Source organism: Streptomyces sp. H27-H1 (genome assembly GCF_026627445.1).
In the GTDB taxonomy this organism is placed as follows: Bacteria; Actinomycetota; Actinomycetes; order Streptomycetales; family Streptomycetaceae; genus Streptomyces.
Genome location: NZ_JAPNLJ010000018.1, coordinates 97806 through 113730, shown reverse-complemented (window position 1 = coordinate 113730; position 15925 = coordinate 97806). Strand labels below are relative to the sequence as shown.

General features: G+C 72.9%; 15 protein-coding genes. 6 read left to right on the top strand and 9 right to left on the bottom strand.

Features of this window, described 5'->3' with window-relative positions:
• Window positions 1–62 precede the first annotated feature (62 nt).
• The gene (locus OTB20_RS21220; RefSeq protein WP_267819694.1) at window positions 63–689 is read left to right on the top strand and encodes a DUF4328 domain-containing protein; all 627 of its coding nucleotides are present in this window, start codon (window positions 63–65) and stop codon (window positions 687–689) included.
• A gap of 39 nt (window positions 690–728) precedes the next feature.
• Here OTB20_RS21220 and OTB20_RS21215 read toward each other — a convergent pair whose 3' ends face one another.
• Window positions 729–1934 (bottom strand): CapA family protein, encoded by a 1206-nt coding sequence (locus OTB20_RS21215; RefSeq protein ID WP_267819692.1) that lies wholly within the window; start codon window positions 1932–1934, stop codon window positions 729–731.
• A gap of 285 nt (window positions 1935–2219) precedes the next feature.
• On the opposite strand from OTB20_RS21215, the gene OTB20_RS21210 reads away from it, so the two are divergent.
• Both OTB20_RS21210 and OTB20_RS21205 read left to right on the top strand, forming a co-directional pair.
• Entirely contained in the window at window positions 2220–2759 is a 540-nt protein-coding gene (locus OTB20_RS21210; RefSeq protein WP_267819690.1) for a sigma-70 family RNA polymerase sigma factor, read from the top strand.
• 257 nt (window positions 2760–3016) lie between these two features.
• On the top strand, window positions 3017–3481 hold the full coding sequence (locus tag OTB20_RS21205) for a hypothetical protein (protein ID WP_267757042.1): 465 nt from the start codon (window positions 3017–3019) through the stop codon (window positions 3479–3481).
• 43 nt (window positions 3482–3524) lie between these two features.
• Here the strand turns inward: OTB20_RS21205 and OTB20_RS21200 are convergent, their stop codons facing one another.
• The 5 genes from OTB20_RS21200 to OTB20_RS21180 all read right to left on the bottom strand — a co-directional run bounded on the left by OTB20_RS21200 (window position 3525) and on the right by OTB20_RS21180 (window position 9555).
• Window positions 3525–3926: a hypothetical protein gene (locus OTB20_RS21200; RefSeq protein ID WP_267756997.1), complete on the bottom strand. Its 402-nt coding sequence runs from the start codon at window positions 3924–3926 to the stop codon at window positions 3525–3527.
• Window positions 3927–3984: 58 nt separating this feature from the next.
• Window positions 3985–4845 (bottom strand): Fpg/Nei family DNA glycosylase, encoded by an 861-nt coding sequence (locus tag OTB20_RS21195; protein ID WP_267819688.1) that lies wholly within the window; start codon window positions 4843–4845, stop codon window positions 3985–3987.
• A 20-nt stretch (window positions 4846–4865) separates the two neighbouring features.
• On the bottom strand, window positions 4866–6086 hold the full coding sequence (locus OTB20_RS21190; RefSeq protein ID WP_267819687.1) for a hypothetical protein: 1221 nt from the start codon (window positions 6084–6086) through the stop codon (window positions 4866–4868).
• A gap of 92 nt (window positions 6087–6178) precedes the next feature.
• Window positions 6179–8242, bottom strand: a complete 2064-nt coding sequence (locus OTB20_RS21185; RefSeq protein ID WP_267819685.1) for a SpoIIE family protein phosphatase — start codon at window positions 8240–8242, stop codon at window positions 6179–6181.
• Window positions 8243–8265: 23 nt separating this feature from the next.
• Entirely contained in the window at window positions 8266–9555 is a 1290-nt protein-coding gene (locus OTB20_RS21180; protein ID WP_267819684.1) for a DUF6777 domain-containing protein, read from the bottom strand.
• 175 nt (window positions 9556–9730) lie between these two features.
• Between OTB20_RS21180 and OTB20_RS21175 the strand changes: the two genes are divergently transcribed.
• The 3 genes from OTB20_RS21175 to OTB20_RS21165 are packed head-to-tail and all read left to right on the top strand — an operon-like array spanning window position 9731 to window position 12644.
• Window positions 9731–10639, top strand: coding sequence for a YndJ family protein (locus OTB20_RS21175; protein ID WP_267819683.1), 909 nt, complete (start codon window positions 9731–9733; stop codon window positions 10637–10639).
• On the top strand, window positions 10636–11247 hold the full coding sequence (locus tag OTB20_RS21170) for a DUF1990 family protein (RefSeq protein WP_267819681.1): 612 nt from the start codon (window positions 10636–10638) through the stop codon (window positions 11245–11247). The genes OTB20_RS21175 and OTB20_RS21170 overlap by 4 nt, the downstream gene beginning before the upstream one ends.
• Entirely contained in the window at window positions 11205–12644 is a 1440-nt protein-coding gene (locus OTB20_RS21165; protein WP_267819679.1) for a lipase maturation factor family protein, read from the top strand. Before OTB20_RS21170 ends, OTB20_RS21165 begins: the two co-directional genes overlap by 43 nt.
• On the opposite strand, the gene OTB20_RS21160 is transcribed toward OTB20_RS21165, so the two are convergent.
• The 3 genes from OTB20_RS21160 to OTB20_RS21150 all read right to left on the bottom strand — a co-directional run bounded on the left by OTB20_RS21160 (window position 12630) and on the right by OTB20_RS21150 (window position 15895).
• On the bottom strand, window positions 12630–13613 hold the full coding sequence (locus tag OTB20_RS21160) for an NAD-dependent epimerase/dehydratase family protein (RefSeq protein WP_267819677.1): 984 nt from the start codon (window positions 13611–13613) through the stop codon (window positions 12630–12632). The two genes, OTB20_RS21165 and OTB20_RS21160, sit on opposite strands and share 15 nt — an antisense overlap.
• Window positions 13614–13815: 202 nt before the next feature.
• A complete protein-coding gene (locus tag OTB20_RS21155) occupies window positions 13816–13992 on the bottom strand; it encodes a hypothetical protein (RefSeq protein ID WP_267819745.1) in 177 nt (58 codons plus the stop codon).
• A gap of 427 nt (window positions 13993–14419) precedes the next feature.
• Complete coding sequence (locus OTB20_RS21150; RefSeq protein ID WP_267757007.1) at window positions 14420–15895, bottom strand: SDR family oxidoreductase; 1476 nt, start codon at window positions 15893–15895, stop codon at window positions 14420–14422.
• Window positions 15896–15925 lie beyond the last annotated feature (30 nt).

Genomic DNA, 15925 nt, shown 5'->3' with positions numbered 1-15925 from the left:
ATCCGTATCCGCCGTCCCAGCCCGTCCAGGTCCTGCGCTCCCCGCAGGGGACGGCGACTGCCGTGACCGCGTTGCTGTCCGTGGGAGCGGCGATCGCTCTGCTCTCGGCCTGGGGAAAGCTGACCAGGTGGCAGCACATGAAGGAGGTGCTCACCGATCCCCTGGGCACCGACCACAGTGGTATGGCCGCGACCGATTACCTCAACGCCTTTGTCGGACTCGTCCAGAGCACCACGATGCTGGCAACGGCCGTGGTCTTCATCGTGTGGTTCCACCGGGTCCGCTGCAATGCCGAGGTGTTCCGCCCCGACGGCTTCAGCCAGTCCGCCGGTTGGGCCATCGGCGGGTGGTTCGTCCCGATCGCGAACCTCTACTTCCCGTACCGGACGGCGCGGGAGACCTGGGACGCCAGCTCGCAGTACGCGCCCGACGGCTCCTACCGCGCCGTCTCGGGCGCCCCGGTGGTCGCATGGTGGCTGGCGTGCGTGACCGGCTGGTTCCTCGACGGGCTCGCCTCGTACAAGGACGGGAAGGCGGTGGGCGCCGCGGCGGTCCGCGACGCCTCCTCCCTCGGCGCCGTCGCGGACCTGGTCATCGTCGTGGCCGCCGTGCTGGCCGTCCTCTTCGTGCGCAAGCTGACCGCACTCCAGGGCGTCAAGGCCGCCCAGGGTCCGAACGCCGCGGTCTGACGGGAACGCCGCCGTCCGGCCGCCCGTTCGGGTCTACCTCTACTTCGCCATCGTCAGCCCGTCCTTGGCCGCGCCGCGGCCGAGGACCGCCTCGGTGATCTCGTCGCGGGCCTCCTCGTAGTCCTCGCGGCCGGGGTGCTCGGCGAGGGCGGCGGGGAGGTTGACGACCCGGCCCGCTCCGAGGTCCATCATCTGCGGGACGAACTCGGCCTTGGTGACCTGCCAGCGCTGCCCGGGGGCGGCCGGCGGGGCGAAGGTGAAGCGGCCGATGGAGCCGTAGTTGCCGCGCAGGTCACGGGCGCCGCCGTAGTTGAACATCTCGCCGGCGACCTGGTCGCCCATGCCGTAGACGATCCAGGTGCCGTTGACCTTCTCGTAGGCCTGCGGGATGTGGGCGTGCGTGCCCAGGATCATGTCCACGTCGGGGCGGCCGCCGGTCTGCGAGGCGGTCAGCGCCTTGCCGAGCGCGAGCTGCTTCTCGTCGGGTTCGGTCTGCCATTCCGTGCCCCAGTGGAGGCTGACGAGGACCACGTCCGCGCCCGCCTTCCTGGCCGCCCGCGAGTCCGCGACGATCTTCTCCTGTTCCATGAGGTTGACGGCCCAGGGCCGGCCCTCGGGCATCGGGTACCCGTTGGTGTCGTACGTGTACGCGAGGTGCGCGACCTTCGCGGAGCCCGCCGTGTACATCGTCACGGTGCCCGCCTCGGCCTGCGTACGGGCCGAACCCGCATGCTTCAGACCCACCTTGTCGAAGCGGTCCAGGGTGCGCTTCAGACCGTCGCCGCCGCCGTCGAGGGTGTGGTTCGAGGCTGTGGAACAGCCGTCGTACCCGGCGTCCCTCAGGCCGTCGGCGACCTCGGGCGGGGACTGGAAGGCGGGGTAGCCGGTGAACGGGCCGCCGTCCGGTCCGTAGATGGTCTCCATGTGGCAGAGGGCCAGGTCGGCGGCCGAGACGATGGGCTTGACCGCGGAGAACATCGGCCGGAAGTCGTGGCCGTCGCCGTCCGAGTCGGCGGCCGCCCGCCGGATGACCGACTCGTGGGGCAGCACGTCGCCGCTCGCGACGAGGGTGAATCCCTTCGCGGCGGGGGCCGTGCTGGCTCCGGGGGCGCCGGAGGGCGCCTGGCCGGACGGGGCGCCGGCGAGGCGGGCCGGTGCGCCGTCCCCGCCGGCGGAGCAGCCGGCGACGGCCGACAGCGCCACGGCGGTCAGGAGGGCGAGGGCGTGGCGGGTGCGCGCGGTCATCTGTCCCGACTCTCCTTGTTTAGTACGACTACCCGATCAACGGTCAATTCATAGAAGGAGACGCCCGAAGTCAAGGAACGGCTCCGCCACTCGGCCGCACACTCACTCCAATGGCCGTTCGGCGCGCCGTTCGACCGTTCACCGCCCCGCGCAGCCGCCCACCGGATGACCCGGGTGCTTGGGCGCACCGTCCGGACGGGACGGTTCCCGGGCGGCCCGGTGCAGGTCAGGGTGGATCCGTCGACCTAGAACGGACCCCCCACCGGCCCCCGGAAGGAGCCACCCGTGCCCCTTGCCCCCACGCTCCGACGCACCGACCCCGAAGCACTGGCCGGACTCCAGCGCGAACACGGCCGGGCCCTGTTCGGATTCCTGCTGGGCCTCACGGCCGGGGACGCCCAGCGCGCCGAGGACCTCGTGCAGGAGACGCTCCTACGGCTCTGGCAGCATCCGGAGGTCCTGGCGAGCGGCTACGAGTCCCTGCGCCCCTGGCTGTTCACGGTGGCCCGGCGCCTCGCCATCGACGCCCGGCGGGCGCGCCTGTCCAGGCCCCTGGAGGTGGACCCGGAAGGGCTGGAGCAGGCACCGGCGCCGGGGGACGCGGTGGCGGGATCGGTGACGGCCATCGACGTACGGCGGGCCGTGGGATCGCTGGGGCCGGAACACCGGGACGTGCTGGTGCAGGTCTACTTCCAGGACCGCTCGGTGGCCGAGGCCGCGGCGGAGCTCGGCATTCCGGCCGGGACGGTCAAGTCCCGTACGCACTACGCTCTGCGCGCCTTGCGAAAAGGCCTTCAGGGCTACGGGTACGGACTCGGCGCCTGAGCGTCACGAGGAGGCCCACACGGCCCGACTCACAGCAAACGCGTCAAAGAATGGCCTGAACGCCCACGAACCGGACACGAACCGCATCGAAATCGGCATTGGAGCGTTCAAGTTGAGTAAACATCCCCCGCTCCCCGAGCCGCGCAAGGAAGGCTCGGCGCTGACGGCGGGAAGGCTCGACGACGTATGCGGGAGAAGGTGGGACGGTGCAGCCCGAGGGTACGAACGGCACCAGTGACGGTGGGCTCGCGGTGCCCATGGCATGGCTCTACGCGGAGTACATCGCCGACGAACTGCTGCGCACGGGCCGGCTGATCCCGGTCAGCACCCTGGAGTTCCGCGCCGGACGCGACACGCTCGCGCTGACCATCTACCTCTCGGACGCGGCCGGCGAGCTCTCCGGGATCCGGGTCGTCTCGCAACTTGACGAGTGGATGTCGTTGACGGCGTACGGCCACCCCTGGCGCGACTGGGTCCACACCCGGTTCCTGGCGCTGGGCGAGGAGGCCCGCGAACGCGGCGAAGGCGAGGACCCCGACCTGGAACTGGCCCGGGCGGCCTGGCGCTGGCTGGACCGCACGGAGCTGTTCGCCACCAACCTCGACCCTGGACGCCACGGCCACGCCGACACCCCGCCGGGCCTGGACGAGAACGCCCGGGTCTGGACTCCTGCCTGGCAACTCGGCCTGCCGCTCGGGCACTTGGCGATGCACCTGTTCTGACCCCGAGTGCCGAGCACGGGCGAACTCCCGTACCCCCGGCCCGCTACTCCGGCCGGCGCGGCCCCGGCAGCTCCGTCGGATCGGTGACCAGGCCGGTGAAATCGGCCTCGTTGCGCTCGGCCCGGATCACGTACGCACGGGCCACGCACCACAGCACCGGGTACACCAGGACCCCGAGCGCGACCCAGACCAGCGGGCCCGAAGCGACCCGCGGCAGCAGGAACAGCAGCGGCAGCAGCCCCACCAGGAGGACGAGCGCGGCCAGGGCGCCGAGTCCGGCGCGGAGCTGGCTGCGCATGAGGGACCGTACATAGGTGGCGCCCAGGGTGGTCTGCTCGGAGATCTCGGAGCGGGCCGGGGTGTGCGCGGGCGGCCGGCGGCTGCCGCGCGGGACCCCGGTGACGACCTCGCGCCGGGGCGGCTGCGGCTCCTGCTCCTCGGACATGGGCCGGAGTTTAACCGGAGCCCGGCCGGCCGGGCCCTCCCGCGAAGGGCCCGGGGGCCTACTTCAGCAGCTTGGACAGCCGCCGGTCCGCGAGCGGCTTCCCACCGGTCTGGCACGTGGCGCAGTACTGGAGCGAGGAGTCGGCGAAGGACACCGAGCGGACGGTGTCCCCGCACACCGGGCAGGTCTCGCCCGCACGGCCGTGGACCCGCATCCCGCTCTTCTTCTCGGCCTTGAGCCGTCCGGCGGCCACCCCGTGCGCCCGCTCGACGGCCGCGCGCAGCGTGTCCTGGAGGGCCTCGTACAACTGGTCCACCTGCGCCTCGTCGAATGAGGCGGCCAGTTTGAAGGGCGAGACCTTGGCGTGGTGGAGGATCTCGTCGCTGTACGCGTTTCCGATCCCCGCGATGACGCTCTGGTCGCGCAGCACGCCCTTGATCTGGCGGCGTTCCCCGGCGAGCAGCTCGCCGAAGGCCGCGCGGTCGAAGGCCTCGGCGAGCGGGTCCGGACCCAGCCGGGCGATGCCCGGGACCTCCTGCGGATCGCGGACCACGTACACGGCGAGCCGCTTCTGGGTCCCGGCCTCGGTGAGGTCGAACCCGCCTCCGCCCTGCAGGACGAGGCGCAGGGCGAGCGGCCCCTTGCCGGGGCGCGGCGGCTGCGCGGGAACGGTGTCCATCCAGCGCAGCCAGCCGGCCCGGGCGAGGTGGGTGACGAGGTGGAGCTCGCCGATCCGCAGGGCGAGGAACTTGCCGTGGCGGGCCGTGGCCCCGGCCCGCTGTCCCTCGAGTGCGGTCAGCGGCGGGTCGTACGTCTTGAGCACGCTCACGGCGAGCGGGAGGACGCGCTCGACCACCCGCCCGGCGAGGTGTTCTTCGAGGAACTCCCTCAGGGCCTCGACTTCGGGCAGCTCGGGCATGCCCCCAGCCTGCCGTGGCCTCAGGCGAAGCGCGAGCTGGGCACCGGGCCCGCGGAGCCGATCCGGTCACGGGGGCCGGTGAGCCAGCCGGGCGCGAGGGCCGCGGCGTAGGCCCGGAAGGCCTCGTCGGTATCGGGCGGGGTCGCCCCGTCGCCCTCGTCCGCGGTGGGGTCGGCGGCCGCGATGTCGCGGGCGATCTCCTCCTCGGGCCGGGTGTCTTCCTTCCACGGCTCCGTGACGAACTGTGCCTGCAGCGCGCTGAAGTCGGCGCTGACCGGCGGCGGGCCGGTCCACCGGGTGGCGTGCTCGTACACGATCTGCCCGTCGGTGCGCTCCTGCAGCGCCAGGTCCTCCTCGCCGAGCTGGTAGGCGACGACGAGGGTGTCCGTCCGGGTGGGCTCGTACGGCACTGCGGGCAGCGCGAGCACGGTCGCGGCGGCGAGGCCCAGGATCCGGTCGGACCGGCCGGGGAGCAGCGAGACCGTGGCGGGGCGCCGTCCGGTGGCGTCCAGGGCCAGTGCGAGGCGGGCGAGGCCGCGGCGGCAGGTGTCGTGGGTGTCGCCGAGGAAGGCGAAGCGGCCGCTCATGCCGGCGTCGTAGCCGTACGGGGAGAGGGTGGCGAGCAGGGTCCCGGTGAGCGCGAACTGCCAGCCGCGCAGGTCCGTGGAGTCCAGCGGCCCGGCGGCGGCGGCGAGTTCGGCGCGGGCGAGGATCCGGCGCTGGCGGGCGTGGGCCCAGCTCCAGGTGTCGTCCTCGGGCGCGGTCAGCCGGCCGGCGGCGGCACGGGCCCCGGGGAGGTCCCCGGCGAGGAGGGTGTGGTGCGCGAGCAGGTAGGTCTCGGGCCAGGCGGGTAGCAGGTCCCCGCGGGCGGCGAGCAGGGCCGCGGCCTCGGCGTGCCGTTCCCCGTCCGCCAGGGCGGCGACGAGCTCGGCGAGCAGGGTGCGGGAGCCGGGGACCCGGGCGAGCGCGGCGCGCAGCGGGGCTATGCCGAGGAAGGCGATGCCGCGCTCGACGCAGGCGTAGCCGAGGTCGTAGAGGGCCTTGGGGTCCTCGGGCCGCTTGGCGGCGGTCTTTGCCGCCTTGGCCAGGTCCTTGAACCCGGCGGCTTCGCCCAGGGCCCGGACGGCCCGGGCGAGTTCGGCGAGGGGGAGGGTCTCGGCGTGCGGGCGCAGCGATCGTACGGCGGCCGGCAGATCGCCGGACTTCAACAGTGTGCGGAAATCATCCGTGGCGTCGGTCATCGCCACCGATCATCGGGGTCCCGGCCGCTCCCCCGCAACGGACTTTCGGCTGCGGCCGGCGCGCTGGGTCCGGTTCGGGGCGTACCGGGCGGTCACGGCATCGTGAACTCGCACCAGACGCATTTGCCGCTCCCCCGCGATTCCACGCCCCAGACGTCCGCGAGGCGGTCGACCAGCATCAGGCCGCGCCCGGAGACCCCGGAGTCGCCCGCCTCCCTGCGGCGCGGCAGAGCGCTGGAGCGGTCCTCGACCTCCACGCGGAGCCGGCGTTGGGGGCCGGTCAGCACGCGCAGGGTCACGATGGCCGGGCCGTCGGTGTGCATGAGTGCGTTGACGATGAGCTCGTCCGCGATCAGCTCGATCTCGTCCGCCCGGTCCCGGGCGCCCCAGGCCCGTACCGCCGCGCCGATCATGTGGCGGGCCGATACGAGGGCCTCCGGATCGCCGGGGGCCACGTGCTGCTGGAGCCGGCCGCCGGCCTGCTGGGCCTCCACGGCGTCCCGGCGCAGCAGCAGCAGCGCCATGTCGTCGTCGCCGCCCCGGTCGTCCACGACCTCGCAGAGCCGGTCCGCCAGCAGGGCCAGGTCGGTGGGGCCGGTGCGGATGAGGGAGGCGAGCAGTTCGATGCCGTCGTCCAGGTCGGCTCCGGGCTGTTCCACCAGGCCGTCCGTGCAGAGCAGAAGCGTTTCCCCCGGTCCCATCTCGACCGTGGTCACCGGGTACTCCAGCCGACCGAACTCCGCGGACAGCCCCAGCGGCATCCCACCCTCCAGCGCGAGGCGCTCGCAGCCCCCGTCCCGGGTGCGCAGCAGGGGGTCGATGTGGCCGGCCCGGACCAGTTGCAGCACCCCGGTCGAGAGGTCGGCCTCGATGTACGTGCAGGTGGCGAAGCGGTCGGTGTCCAGCTCGTGCAGGAAGACGGAGGCCCGGGCCATGACGGTGGCCGGTGAGTGCCCTTCGGCGGCGTAGGCGCGCAGCACGATGCGCAGCTGGCCCATGACCGCCGCCGCGTGGGTGTCGTGGCCCTGGACGTCGCCGATGACCGCGCCGACCCGGCCGCCGGGCAGCGGGATGACGTCGTACCAGTCGCCGCCGATGTCCCGGCCCATCCGGGCCGAGCGGTACCGTACGGCGATCTCGGCGCCCGGCACCGAGGGGATCCGGCGCGGCAGCATCGCCTGCTGGAGCCCCTCCGCCAGGTCGTGCTCCTGCTCCAGCAGCATCGCCCGCTGCAGGCTCTGCGCGATGCTGCTGCCGAGCGCGACGAGCAGGTTGCGCTCCTCTTGCGTGAAGCCGTCCTTGTCGCGGTAGAGCAGGCCGATCGCGCCGATCGGGCGGGCCTGGGCGATCAGCGGCAGGTAGGCGGCCGCCGAGATGTGCATGGACGAGATCTTCGCCCAGAGCCCGGGGTACCCGGCGGCGAACTCGGCTGCGGAGTCCAGGAAACGCGGCTGGAGCGAGCGGACCACCTCGCTCATCGGGTACTGCTCGTCGATGCGGGTGTAGCGGGTGCCGGGGACGAAACTGCCCGCGGGGCCCTCGGCCACGAGGTGGATGCGGCCGGCTTCGACCAGTCCCATCACCATGCCCATCGACCCGAGCCGTTCCAGGCCGTGGGCGTCACCGAGCGCGTCGATGACGTCCTGGACGGTACGGGCGTGCGCGAGCGCGGCGGTGGTGCTCTCGACCACGGACGTCTGGCGGCGCCGCTCCTCGTCGAGTCCGAGGCGCTCCGCCGAATGGCTGAGCTCCTCGGTGGCGTCGCGGACGATGCCGATGATCCGGTACGGGCGGCCGTCCGGGCCGCGCATGACCCGGCCCTGGGTGTGCGTCCAGCGCAACCGGCCGTCGTGGCAGCGGATGCGGAAGTAGGCGCCGTAGCTGTCGACCCCGCTCTTGAGGGCCGAGGAGACCAGTGCGTCGAGCCGGATGCTCTCGGCGGGCGGGACCCGGGGCGAGAGGGACTCGGGCCGGCCGTCGTACTCCTCGACGGCGGTGTCGAAGACTTCGAGGGCGGCCGAGTCCATGTGCATGAGACCGGTGACCAGGTCCCAGTCGAAACTGCCCATGCGGTTCAGCGAGAGCGACCGGTCCGGGTGTGCGGGCCAGTCGTCCGGCAGCGATACGGCGGTCGGCACCGGTCCACCATGACACACCGGCGGATCGGGCGCCCCCCAGGTCAGGCGCTCTCCAGGGACTGGCCGTCGTACGGGGCCGAGGGCTGCCGCTCGGGGACCGGGTACGGGTCGGCGTACGGGTCCGCGTACGGGTCTTCGGGGCCGAACGGATCGCTCGGCTGCGGCGACACTCCGTCGGGGCCCACCAGGGCCCCCGGGTCGCTCGGGTTCTGGCCGGGCAGGTCGGAGGGGATGTCGGTGGGGATGTCGCCGGGTACGTCCGAGGGCTGGTCCGTGCCGGGCGGCGGGGCCGTGGGCGGGCCCGAGGGGATGCCGGACGAGGGCTGGTCGGGGGCCACCGGGGTGTTCGGGGCCGTCTGCGGGGGGCTCGGCGGGCAGTCGGCCGCGCTCGGGGCGGGGCTGCGGCCGGGGGCCGGAGGGCCGGAGGGCGGCGGCTCGGTGCGGGCGAGGCTGTTGCTGTCCGGGGTCGGGCAGGGAACGGTCGGCGAGGCGCCGGGCGGGGTCGCGGGCCCGCTGGGGATCCCGGCGGCCGGGTCGAAGGGGGGCGGCGTCTGCGGGGGGCGGTCCTGGGCCCCGTCGTCGCCGGTCCTGCGCTCGATCCAGGTGTTGTCGGCGATGTTGACGATGACCAGGTTGTTGATCACTTGCGCGGTCGGCTCGATGACCACGACCTGGTTGGGCCGGTAGCCGGTCCAGGGGTCGCCCTTGAGCACCGGTGCTCCCTTGGCGGCGCGCGGTGCGAGCAGCGGGTTTCCGCAGGCGCAGCGGACGCGGGGCATTCCGTGGCCGTCCACGAGGACGGCGGTGCCGGCCTGCAGGACGGACTGGAAGGCGTCGGGGGCGCCGTCGGCGAATCCGTGGTTGGTCACCCGGGTGTCGGCGCGCAGCACGACCGGGGTGAGGCCGCGCAGGAATTCGGGGATCTGCTCCTGCTCCACCTGGGAGGCCTCGGCGAAGGCGCGGGCCTTTGCGTCGTCGGCGGTCAGGGACTGGACCTGCGCTTCCACGTCGCAGCTGCCGAGCCGCTGGGTTCCGCCGTACAGGCCGGGGGTGGCCGCGTTGACGGTCCGGATGCCCTGGCCGGAAGCGTTGGGCAGCGGGGGCTGGACGGGAGCCGATTCGCCGGTGGCGGAGGAGGTGGTGAAGGGGTCCGGGCCGGCCGAGGCCACGGGCTGGAGGTGGACGTCCTGGCTCTCGGCGGCGGGGCCCTTGGCCGGTCCCTCACCGCCGGCGGCCCCGCAGGCCGCGGCGAGGAGTCCGAGGAGGGTGAGGACGGCCGCACGGGCCGGTGCGTGACGACGCGGCGCCTGACGAGGTGTCGGTGCGTACACGTTGAATCTCCCTTTTCGCCCCGGTTGATGCCTCTTGTCTGCCGTATGTACGGGGTGGCCGCAACCGGAGACCACTGATTAGAGACTCTCTTGAACATGTTCAACAGAACGTCTAGGCTCACGATCGTGAGTTGAACGCGTTCAAGGCGTTCGTTTCCTGAAGGGGGGATCCGCGATGATCGTGCTGGTGAATCCGATCGTCACCCTGGGCATGCTCTACGTCGTCCCGGCCGGCCTGCGCCTGATCGATCCGGTCCGGTTCCGGCGGACGGCCGCGCTCTGGCCGCTGTTCGCGGCCCCCGGAGCGCTCTGCCTGTGGCTGCCGCGGGGAGCCCCGGCCGCGGCCCTCGGCGCACTCTACGCAGCCGCCACACTCGCCCTCGCGGCTCAGGCCCTGGTCCTCGCGGCGCGGACCCTGGCCCGGCGGGACCGCACCGGCCCTCCCTGGCGGGCCTTCGGACCCGCCGAGGTGGCCGTGCTCACCGCACTGGCGGCGCCCTCGGTCGCCGGGACCGCCCTGGTGGCCGAACGCGCCGGATACCGGCTCTTCGGCTTCGACCTCGACATCCTGGCCCTGACGGTGCCCCACTTCCACTTCGCCGGTTTCGCCGCGGCCCTGGTCGCCGGACTGGTGTGCCGGGCCACCGCCACCGGAGCCCTCGCACGCTGGGCGGCGTACAGCGTTCCCGCCGGGACGCTGCTCGTCCTCCTCGGCTACTTCATCGACGACTGGGCCGAGCTGGTGGGCGCGGTGACACTGACCGGCGGGATGTGGGCGGTGGCCCTGCTGACCTGGCGGGGCGTTCGCCCCGGGGCCCGCGAGCGGGACCGGCTCACCGGCGCGCTGCTCGCGGCCTCCGCGGCCGTGCTGGTGGCCACCATGCTGCTCGCCCTGTGGTGGGCCCTCGGCGAGGCCACCGGCATCGTGCACCCCACCCTGACCTGGATGGCGGCGACCCACGGCCTCGGCAACGCCCTCGGCTTCGCCCTGTGCTCGCTACTGGCCTGGCGCCGCCTGAACGCCCAGCAGAACGGGCCGCCCGCACCGGCCGCCCTGCCCGACCGAACGGAGATCCCGGCATGACCCGCCTCATCAGCGAAGGCCGCGCCAGTGCGGGCCACAGCACCTTCAACTACCCCGACCGGGGCGCCACGGCCCGGCAGCCGCTGCCCGCCGGATACAACATCACCCACCACCGCATCCGGATCGGGCACGGGCAGGCAGCCTTCGACGCTGCCGGGGCCGCCGTCACCACCTTCCGCGCGCACCGCACCTCGGGCATGCTCGTCACGGCCGGAGCCCGCCCCGTCCGGCCCGGCGACCGGGTCGTGGTGGGGATCGGGATCGGCCCGGCGCGGATCGACGCCCCGTGCGAGGTGATCTGGACCGCGTACGAGCCCCGGCGGACCGGTTTCGCCTACGGAACGCTGACCGGGCATCCCGCGCGCGGTGAGGAGTCCTTCGTGGTGGACATGGAGGCGGACGGCTCGGTGTGGTTCGAGGTGAGTGCCTTCAGCCGCCCGGGGAGCTGGTACACCCGCGTGGCGGGCCCGGTCCTTCCCTTCCTCCAGCAGGTCTACGCCCGTCGGCTCGGGCGGTGCGTACGCCGCCTCGCCACGGACGCCCGGCCGGCCCGATACTGGAGGGGATGGACTGGTTCACGGCGCCCGGATACTGGCTCGGACGGCTGATCTTCCAGCGGGCCCTGGCCGGCGTCTACCTCGTCGCCTTCGCCGGGGCCGCCCTGCAGTTCCGGGCACTGATCGGGGCGCACGGCATGCTGCCCGTGCCGCGCTACGTGCGGTACGTGCCCTTCCGGCGTGCCCCGAGCCTGTTCCACCTCCACTACTCCGACCGGTTCTTCGCCGCCTGCGCTTGGGCCGGGGCTGCCCTGGCGGCGGCGCTCGCCGCCGGAGCCGGGGACGCCGTGCCGCTGGGCGCCGCGATGGCGATGTGGGCGCTGCTGTGGCTGCTGTACCTGTCCGTCGTGAACGTGGGGCAGACCTGGTACTCCTTCGGCTGGGAGTCGCTGCTGCTGGAGGTCGGCTTCCTGGCCGTCTTCCTCGGCAACGCGCGGGCCGGGCCGCCGGTGCTGGTGCTGTGGCTGCTGCGCTGGGTGGTCTTCCGGGTGGAGTTCGGCGCGGGGCTGATCAAGATGCGGGGCGACCCGTGCTGGCGCCGGCTCACCTGCCTGGACTTCCATCACGAGACGCAGCCGATGCCCGGTCCGCTGAGCTGGTTCTTCCACCATCTACCCAAGCCGCTCCACCGGGTGGAGTGCGCCGCCAACCACGTGACCCAACTGATCCTGCCGGTCCTGCTGTTCACCCCGCAGCCGGTGGCCTCGTACGCCGCCGGGATCATCGTGGCGACCCAGCTGTGGCTGGTGGTGTCGGGGAACTTCGCCTGGCTGAACTGGATCACGATCACGGCGGCGCTGCCGGCCGTCGACTTCCGGGGACTCGCGGGCGGGCCGCCGCCGGCCGCCTCCCGGCAGGGGCCGCTCTGGTACCTGGTGCTGGTGTGCGCGGTGACCGCGCTGGTGCTGGTGCTGAGCCGGCATCCGGTGGCCAACATGGTCTCGCGCGGCCAGGTCATGAACCGGTCCTTCGATCCCCTCCACCTGGTCAACACCTACGGGGCCTTCGGCACGGTGGGCCGGATCCGCGAGGAGGTGGTGGTGGAGGGCACCGCGGACCGGCGACCCCGGGAGGACGGGGCGTGGCGGGAGTACGGGTTCAAGGGCAAGCCGGGTGACGTGCGCCGGCTTCCCCGCCAGTTCGCCCCGTACCACCTGCGCCTGGACTGGCTCATGTGGTTCGCGGCGCTCTCCCCCGGCTATGCCCGCGACTGGTTCGGGCCGTTCGTAGAGCGGCTGTTGGCGGGTGACCGGGACACCCTGCGGCTGATCCGGTACAACCCCTTCCCGGACGCGCCGCCGCGCTACGTCCGGGCGCGGGTGTACCGCTACCGGTTCACGACCTGGCGGGAACTGCGCGAGACCGGGGCGTGGTGGCACCGCACGCTGGTGCGCGAGTACCTGCCGCCGACCCGGCTCGACTCGGCCGCCCGGTCAGAGCCCGAGTAGGGCGGCCTCCTGTTCCGCGCTCAGGCCCGGGGAGGGCCGGTCGGCGCGCTGCGGAGCGACTCCGCCGAGCTCCTGGAGCCAGGCCCAGGTGTCGGCGACGGTCTCCTGGACCGGGCGGCACTTCAGGCCCGCCGCGAGCGCCTTGGTGACGTCGCCGCCGTACATGTAGTCGTGCATCTCCCCCACGGGCACCCAGACCGGGAGCTCCGTCCAGGGCTGTACGCCCGCCTCCTCGATGCGCGCCGGATCGGTCCAGCGCAGCTCCGCCCGCCCGCCGGTCACCGCCGCGCAGGCTTCCAGCAAGCTGCCGATCGTGGCGTGGCCGACCGGGGAGACCAGGTTGTACGGGCCCCCGAGCCCGGCCTCGGCGGCGTCCAGGGTCCAGTGCGCGAGGTCGCGCACGTCCACGTACTGGAGCGCGAGGCCGTGGGGTCCGGGGGCGGGCACCGGGCCGCCGCGGGCGGTGCGGTTCAGCCACCAGGGCAGCCGGCCGACGTTCTCGTACGGGCCGATGATGAGTCCGGCGCGGACCAGCAGGGCACGGTCGCCGAAGGCCTCCACGGCGGCGATCTCACTGCCGCGCTTGTCCTCGGCGTAGGAAACGCAGGAGGCGTCGGGCGAGCCTTCGACCAGTGGGCCGTCCTCGTCCGTACCGGCCGGGAGGGGGTAGGTGTGCACGGAGCGGCTGGATATGTACACGTACCGGCCGGTCCGGCCGGCGAGCAGCCGGGTGCTGTCGCGCACCGCGGTGGGGGCGCCGCCCCAGGTGTCGACGACGAGGTCCCACTTCCCCTCGGCGAGGGCGTCCAGGCCGCCGGGGGCGGTGCGGTCCCCGTGCAAGGCCGTGGTGCCGGCCGGGGGTGCGTGGTGCCCGCGGTGGAAGACGGTGACTTCCCAACCGCGGTTCAGGGCGTCTTCGGTGATCGCGCGCCCGACGAATTCGGTTCCACCCAGCATCAGAAGCTTCATGCAGGTCAGCCTGGACGGGACCGGTGGTGCGCGGAACCCTTGATCGCTCTCGGCGATGACGCCGACGGCGTACGGATCCGGGGAACTCCGGGGCCGTGTACGGCATCGGGCGCACATTCTGCCGGTTGCTCGGAGGAGCCGGCGCACGCCGCCGCCCGCCCTCCCGGGGTGCACACCGGGCGGACGGGCGGACTGGGCGGGACTAGTCGATGCCGGGCAGGATGTGCGGCTCCGCGAGGTCGTCCTCGTAGCCGGCGAGACGGATCGGAGCGGACCGGGCCCAGACCTCCAGATTGCCGAGGGTCTCGGGGCGCTTGCTGCTCCGCGACCCCGTTCGTTCCTTCAGCGCCTTATCGGTCTTCGTTAGTTCTGGTGTCACCGCGCACTCCTTTGTGTCGCGTAACCCGGCGGGCGAACCGCACGCCGGTGCGGGAAGAGAGGATTACCGGACGCGGTGGCGCCTTGGTGGAGCGAGGCCCGTGTTGGGGCCCTCATGGCGATCAGAGTACACATATGAGCGCACCCCCGCTCGATGGAAAGGTAAAATCCACTCCGGCAGCTTGCTTTCGCCACGAGTCCATCACCTCGCACGGCGGGGCGTCGCAAACGGCCGATCCGCTCGACGGCGCCATACGGGTGATACGCGGTCGGGCGACGGGCCTGGACGCGGGCGTACCGGAGGACTGCGCCCGGCGCTGGAACTGGTCACGGCGCGGGGGCCTACGGCCGACCGCCTCAACGACGCGCGCCCCCGCTCCCCCTCTGGGAGGGGGAGCGGGGGCGCGCGCTGGATGCGGGGACGCGGCCTACCAGTTGGCGGGCGCGTAGTCCTTGAGGAAGACGCCGTACAGGTCCTCGCCGAGCTCGCCGCGAACGATCGGGTCGTAGACCCGGGCCGCGCCGTCGACCAGGTCGAGGGGGGCGTGGAAGCCCTCCTCGGCGAGGCGGATCTTGTCCGGGTGCGGGCGCTCGTCGGTGATCCAGCCGGTGTCGACGGCCGTCATCAGGATCTGGTCCTTCTGGAACATCTCCTGGGCGCTGGTGCGCGTGAGCATGTTCAGCGCGGCCTTGGCCATGTTGGTGTGCGGGTGGCCGGCGCCCTTGTAGCCGCGGCTGAAGACGCCTTCCATCGCCGAGACGTTGACGACGTAGCGGCGGCCGGCCTCGGTGGCGGTCATCGCCGGACGCAACTTGCTGATCAGGATGAACGGCGCGGTGGAGTTGCACAGTTGCACTTCGAGCAGCTCGATCGGATCCACCTCGGACACCGTCTGGATCCAGCTGTTGGTGTCGTGCAGGTCGGGGACCAGACCGCCCGCGTCGATCGCGGTGCCCGCGGCGATCCGCTCCAGCGAGGCCGAGCCGGAGACCAGCGCGAGCTCGGTGATGTCCTGGGCGCTGAGCTTCTCGCCCTTGCCGGTGGGCAGCGCGGCCACGCGGTCCACGCTGCCGCTGCCGAAGGTTCCGATGACCTCGGAGCTCGGCAGTTCTCCCGCCGGGAGCGGGGCGCCCTCGGCGGCCACGAGCTCGCTGTAGGCACCCGGGGAGCGGCGTACGGTCTGCGCCGCGTTGTTGATCAGGATGTCGAGCGGGCCCTCGGCGGCCACCGAATCGGCCAGTGCCACGACCTGGGCCGGGTCGCGCAGGTCGATGCCCACGATCTTCAGCCGGTGCAGCCACTCGGAGCTGTCGGGCATCGCCTTGAAGCGGCGGATCGCGTCACCGGGGAAGCGGGTGGTGATCGTGGTGTGCGCACCGTCGCGCAGCAGCCGCAGCGCGATGTACATGCCGATCTTGGCGCGGCCGCCGGTGAGCAGGGCGCGGCGGCCGCTCAGGTCGGTGCGGGCGTCGCGGCGCGCGTGGTTGAAGGCGGCGCAGTCCTGGCAGAGCTGGTGGTAGAACGCGTCGACCTCGACGTAACGGGTCTTGCAGACGTAGCAGGAGCGCGGACGCTGCAGGATTCCGGCGATCGGACCCGTGGTGGCGGCGCTCAGGGCGTTGCCCTGGGTCTCGTCGTCGATGCGTTCGGCGGAGCCGGTCGCGGTCGCCTCGGTGACGGCCTTGTCGTTGGCGGTCTTGGCCGCGCGGCGGTCCTGGCGGCGGCGCTGCTTGACCGTCCGGTACACACCGGCGGTGGCGCGGCGCACGGTGATCGCGTCAGGGTGGTCGACGTCGATCTTGTCGAGCTCGTCGAGCACGCTGAGGCAGAGCGCCAGGCGGTCGGGGTCGATACCCGGCCCGAAGGCGTGGCCCTGCTCCTGGCTGTCTTCGGTCACCGTCATACCGCTGTCGTTCCTTGATCAGTCGTCCGC

What these genes read in the sequence shown, in the direction of transcription:
- OTB20_RS21215 (WP_267819692.1), bottom strand. Translation starts at nt 1,934, where the DNA reads ATGACCGCGCGCACCCGCCACGCCCTCGCCCTCCTGACCGCCGTGGCG.
- OTB20_RS21205 (WP_267757042.1), top strand. Translation starts at nt 3,017, where the DNA reads ATGGCATGGCTCTACGCGGAGTACATCGCCGACGAACTGCTGCGCACG.
- OTB20_RS21200 (WP_267756997.1), bottom strand. Translation starts at nt 3,926, where the DNA reads ATGTCCGAGGAGCAGGAGCCGCAGCCGCCCCGGCGCGAGGTCGTCACC.
- OTB20_RS21195 (WP_267819688.1), bottom strand. Translation starts at nt 4,845, where the DNA reads ATGCCCGAGCTGCCCGAAGTCGAGGCCCTGAGGGAGTTCCTCGAAGAA.
- OTB20_RS21190 (WP_267819687.1), bottom strand. Translation starts at nt 6,086, where the DNA reads ATGACCGACGCCACGGATGATTTCCGCACACTGTTGAAGTCCGGCGAT.
- OTB20_RS21175 (WP_267819683.1), top strand. Translation starts at nt 9,731, where the DNA reads ATGATCGTGCTGGTGAATCCGATCGTCACCCTGGGCATGCTCTACGTC.
- OTB20_RS21170 (WP_267819681.1), top strand. Translation starts at nt 10,636, where the DNA reads ATGACCCGCCTCATCAGCGAAGGCCGCGCCAGTGCGGGCCACAGCACC.
- OTB20_RS21165 (WP_267819679.1), top strand. Translation starts at nt 11,205, where the DNA reads ATGGACTGGTTCACGGCGCCCGGATACTGGCTCGGACGGCTGATCTTC.
- OTB20_RS21160 (WP_267819677.1), bottom strand. Translation starts at nt 13,613, where the DNA reads ATGAAGCTTCTGATGCTGGGTGGAACCGAATTCGTCGGGCGCGCGATC.
- OTB20_RS21150 (WP_267757007.1), bottom strand. Translation starts at nt 15,895, where the DNA reads ATGACGGTGACCGAAGACAGCCAGGAGCAGGGCCACGCCTTCGGGCCG.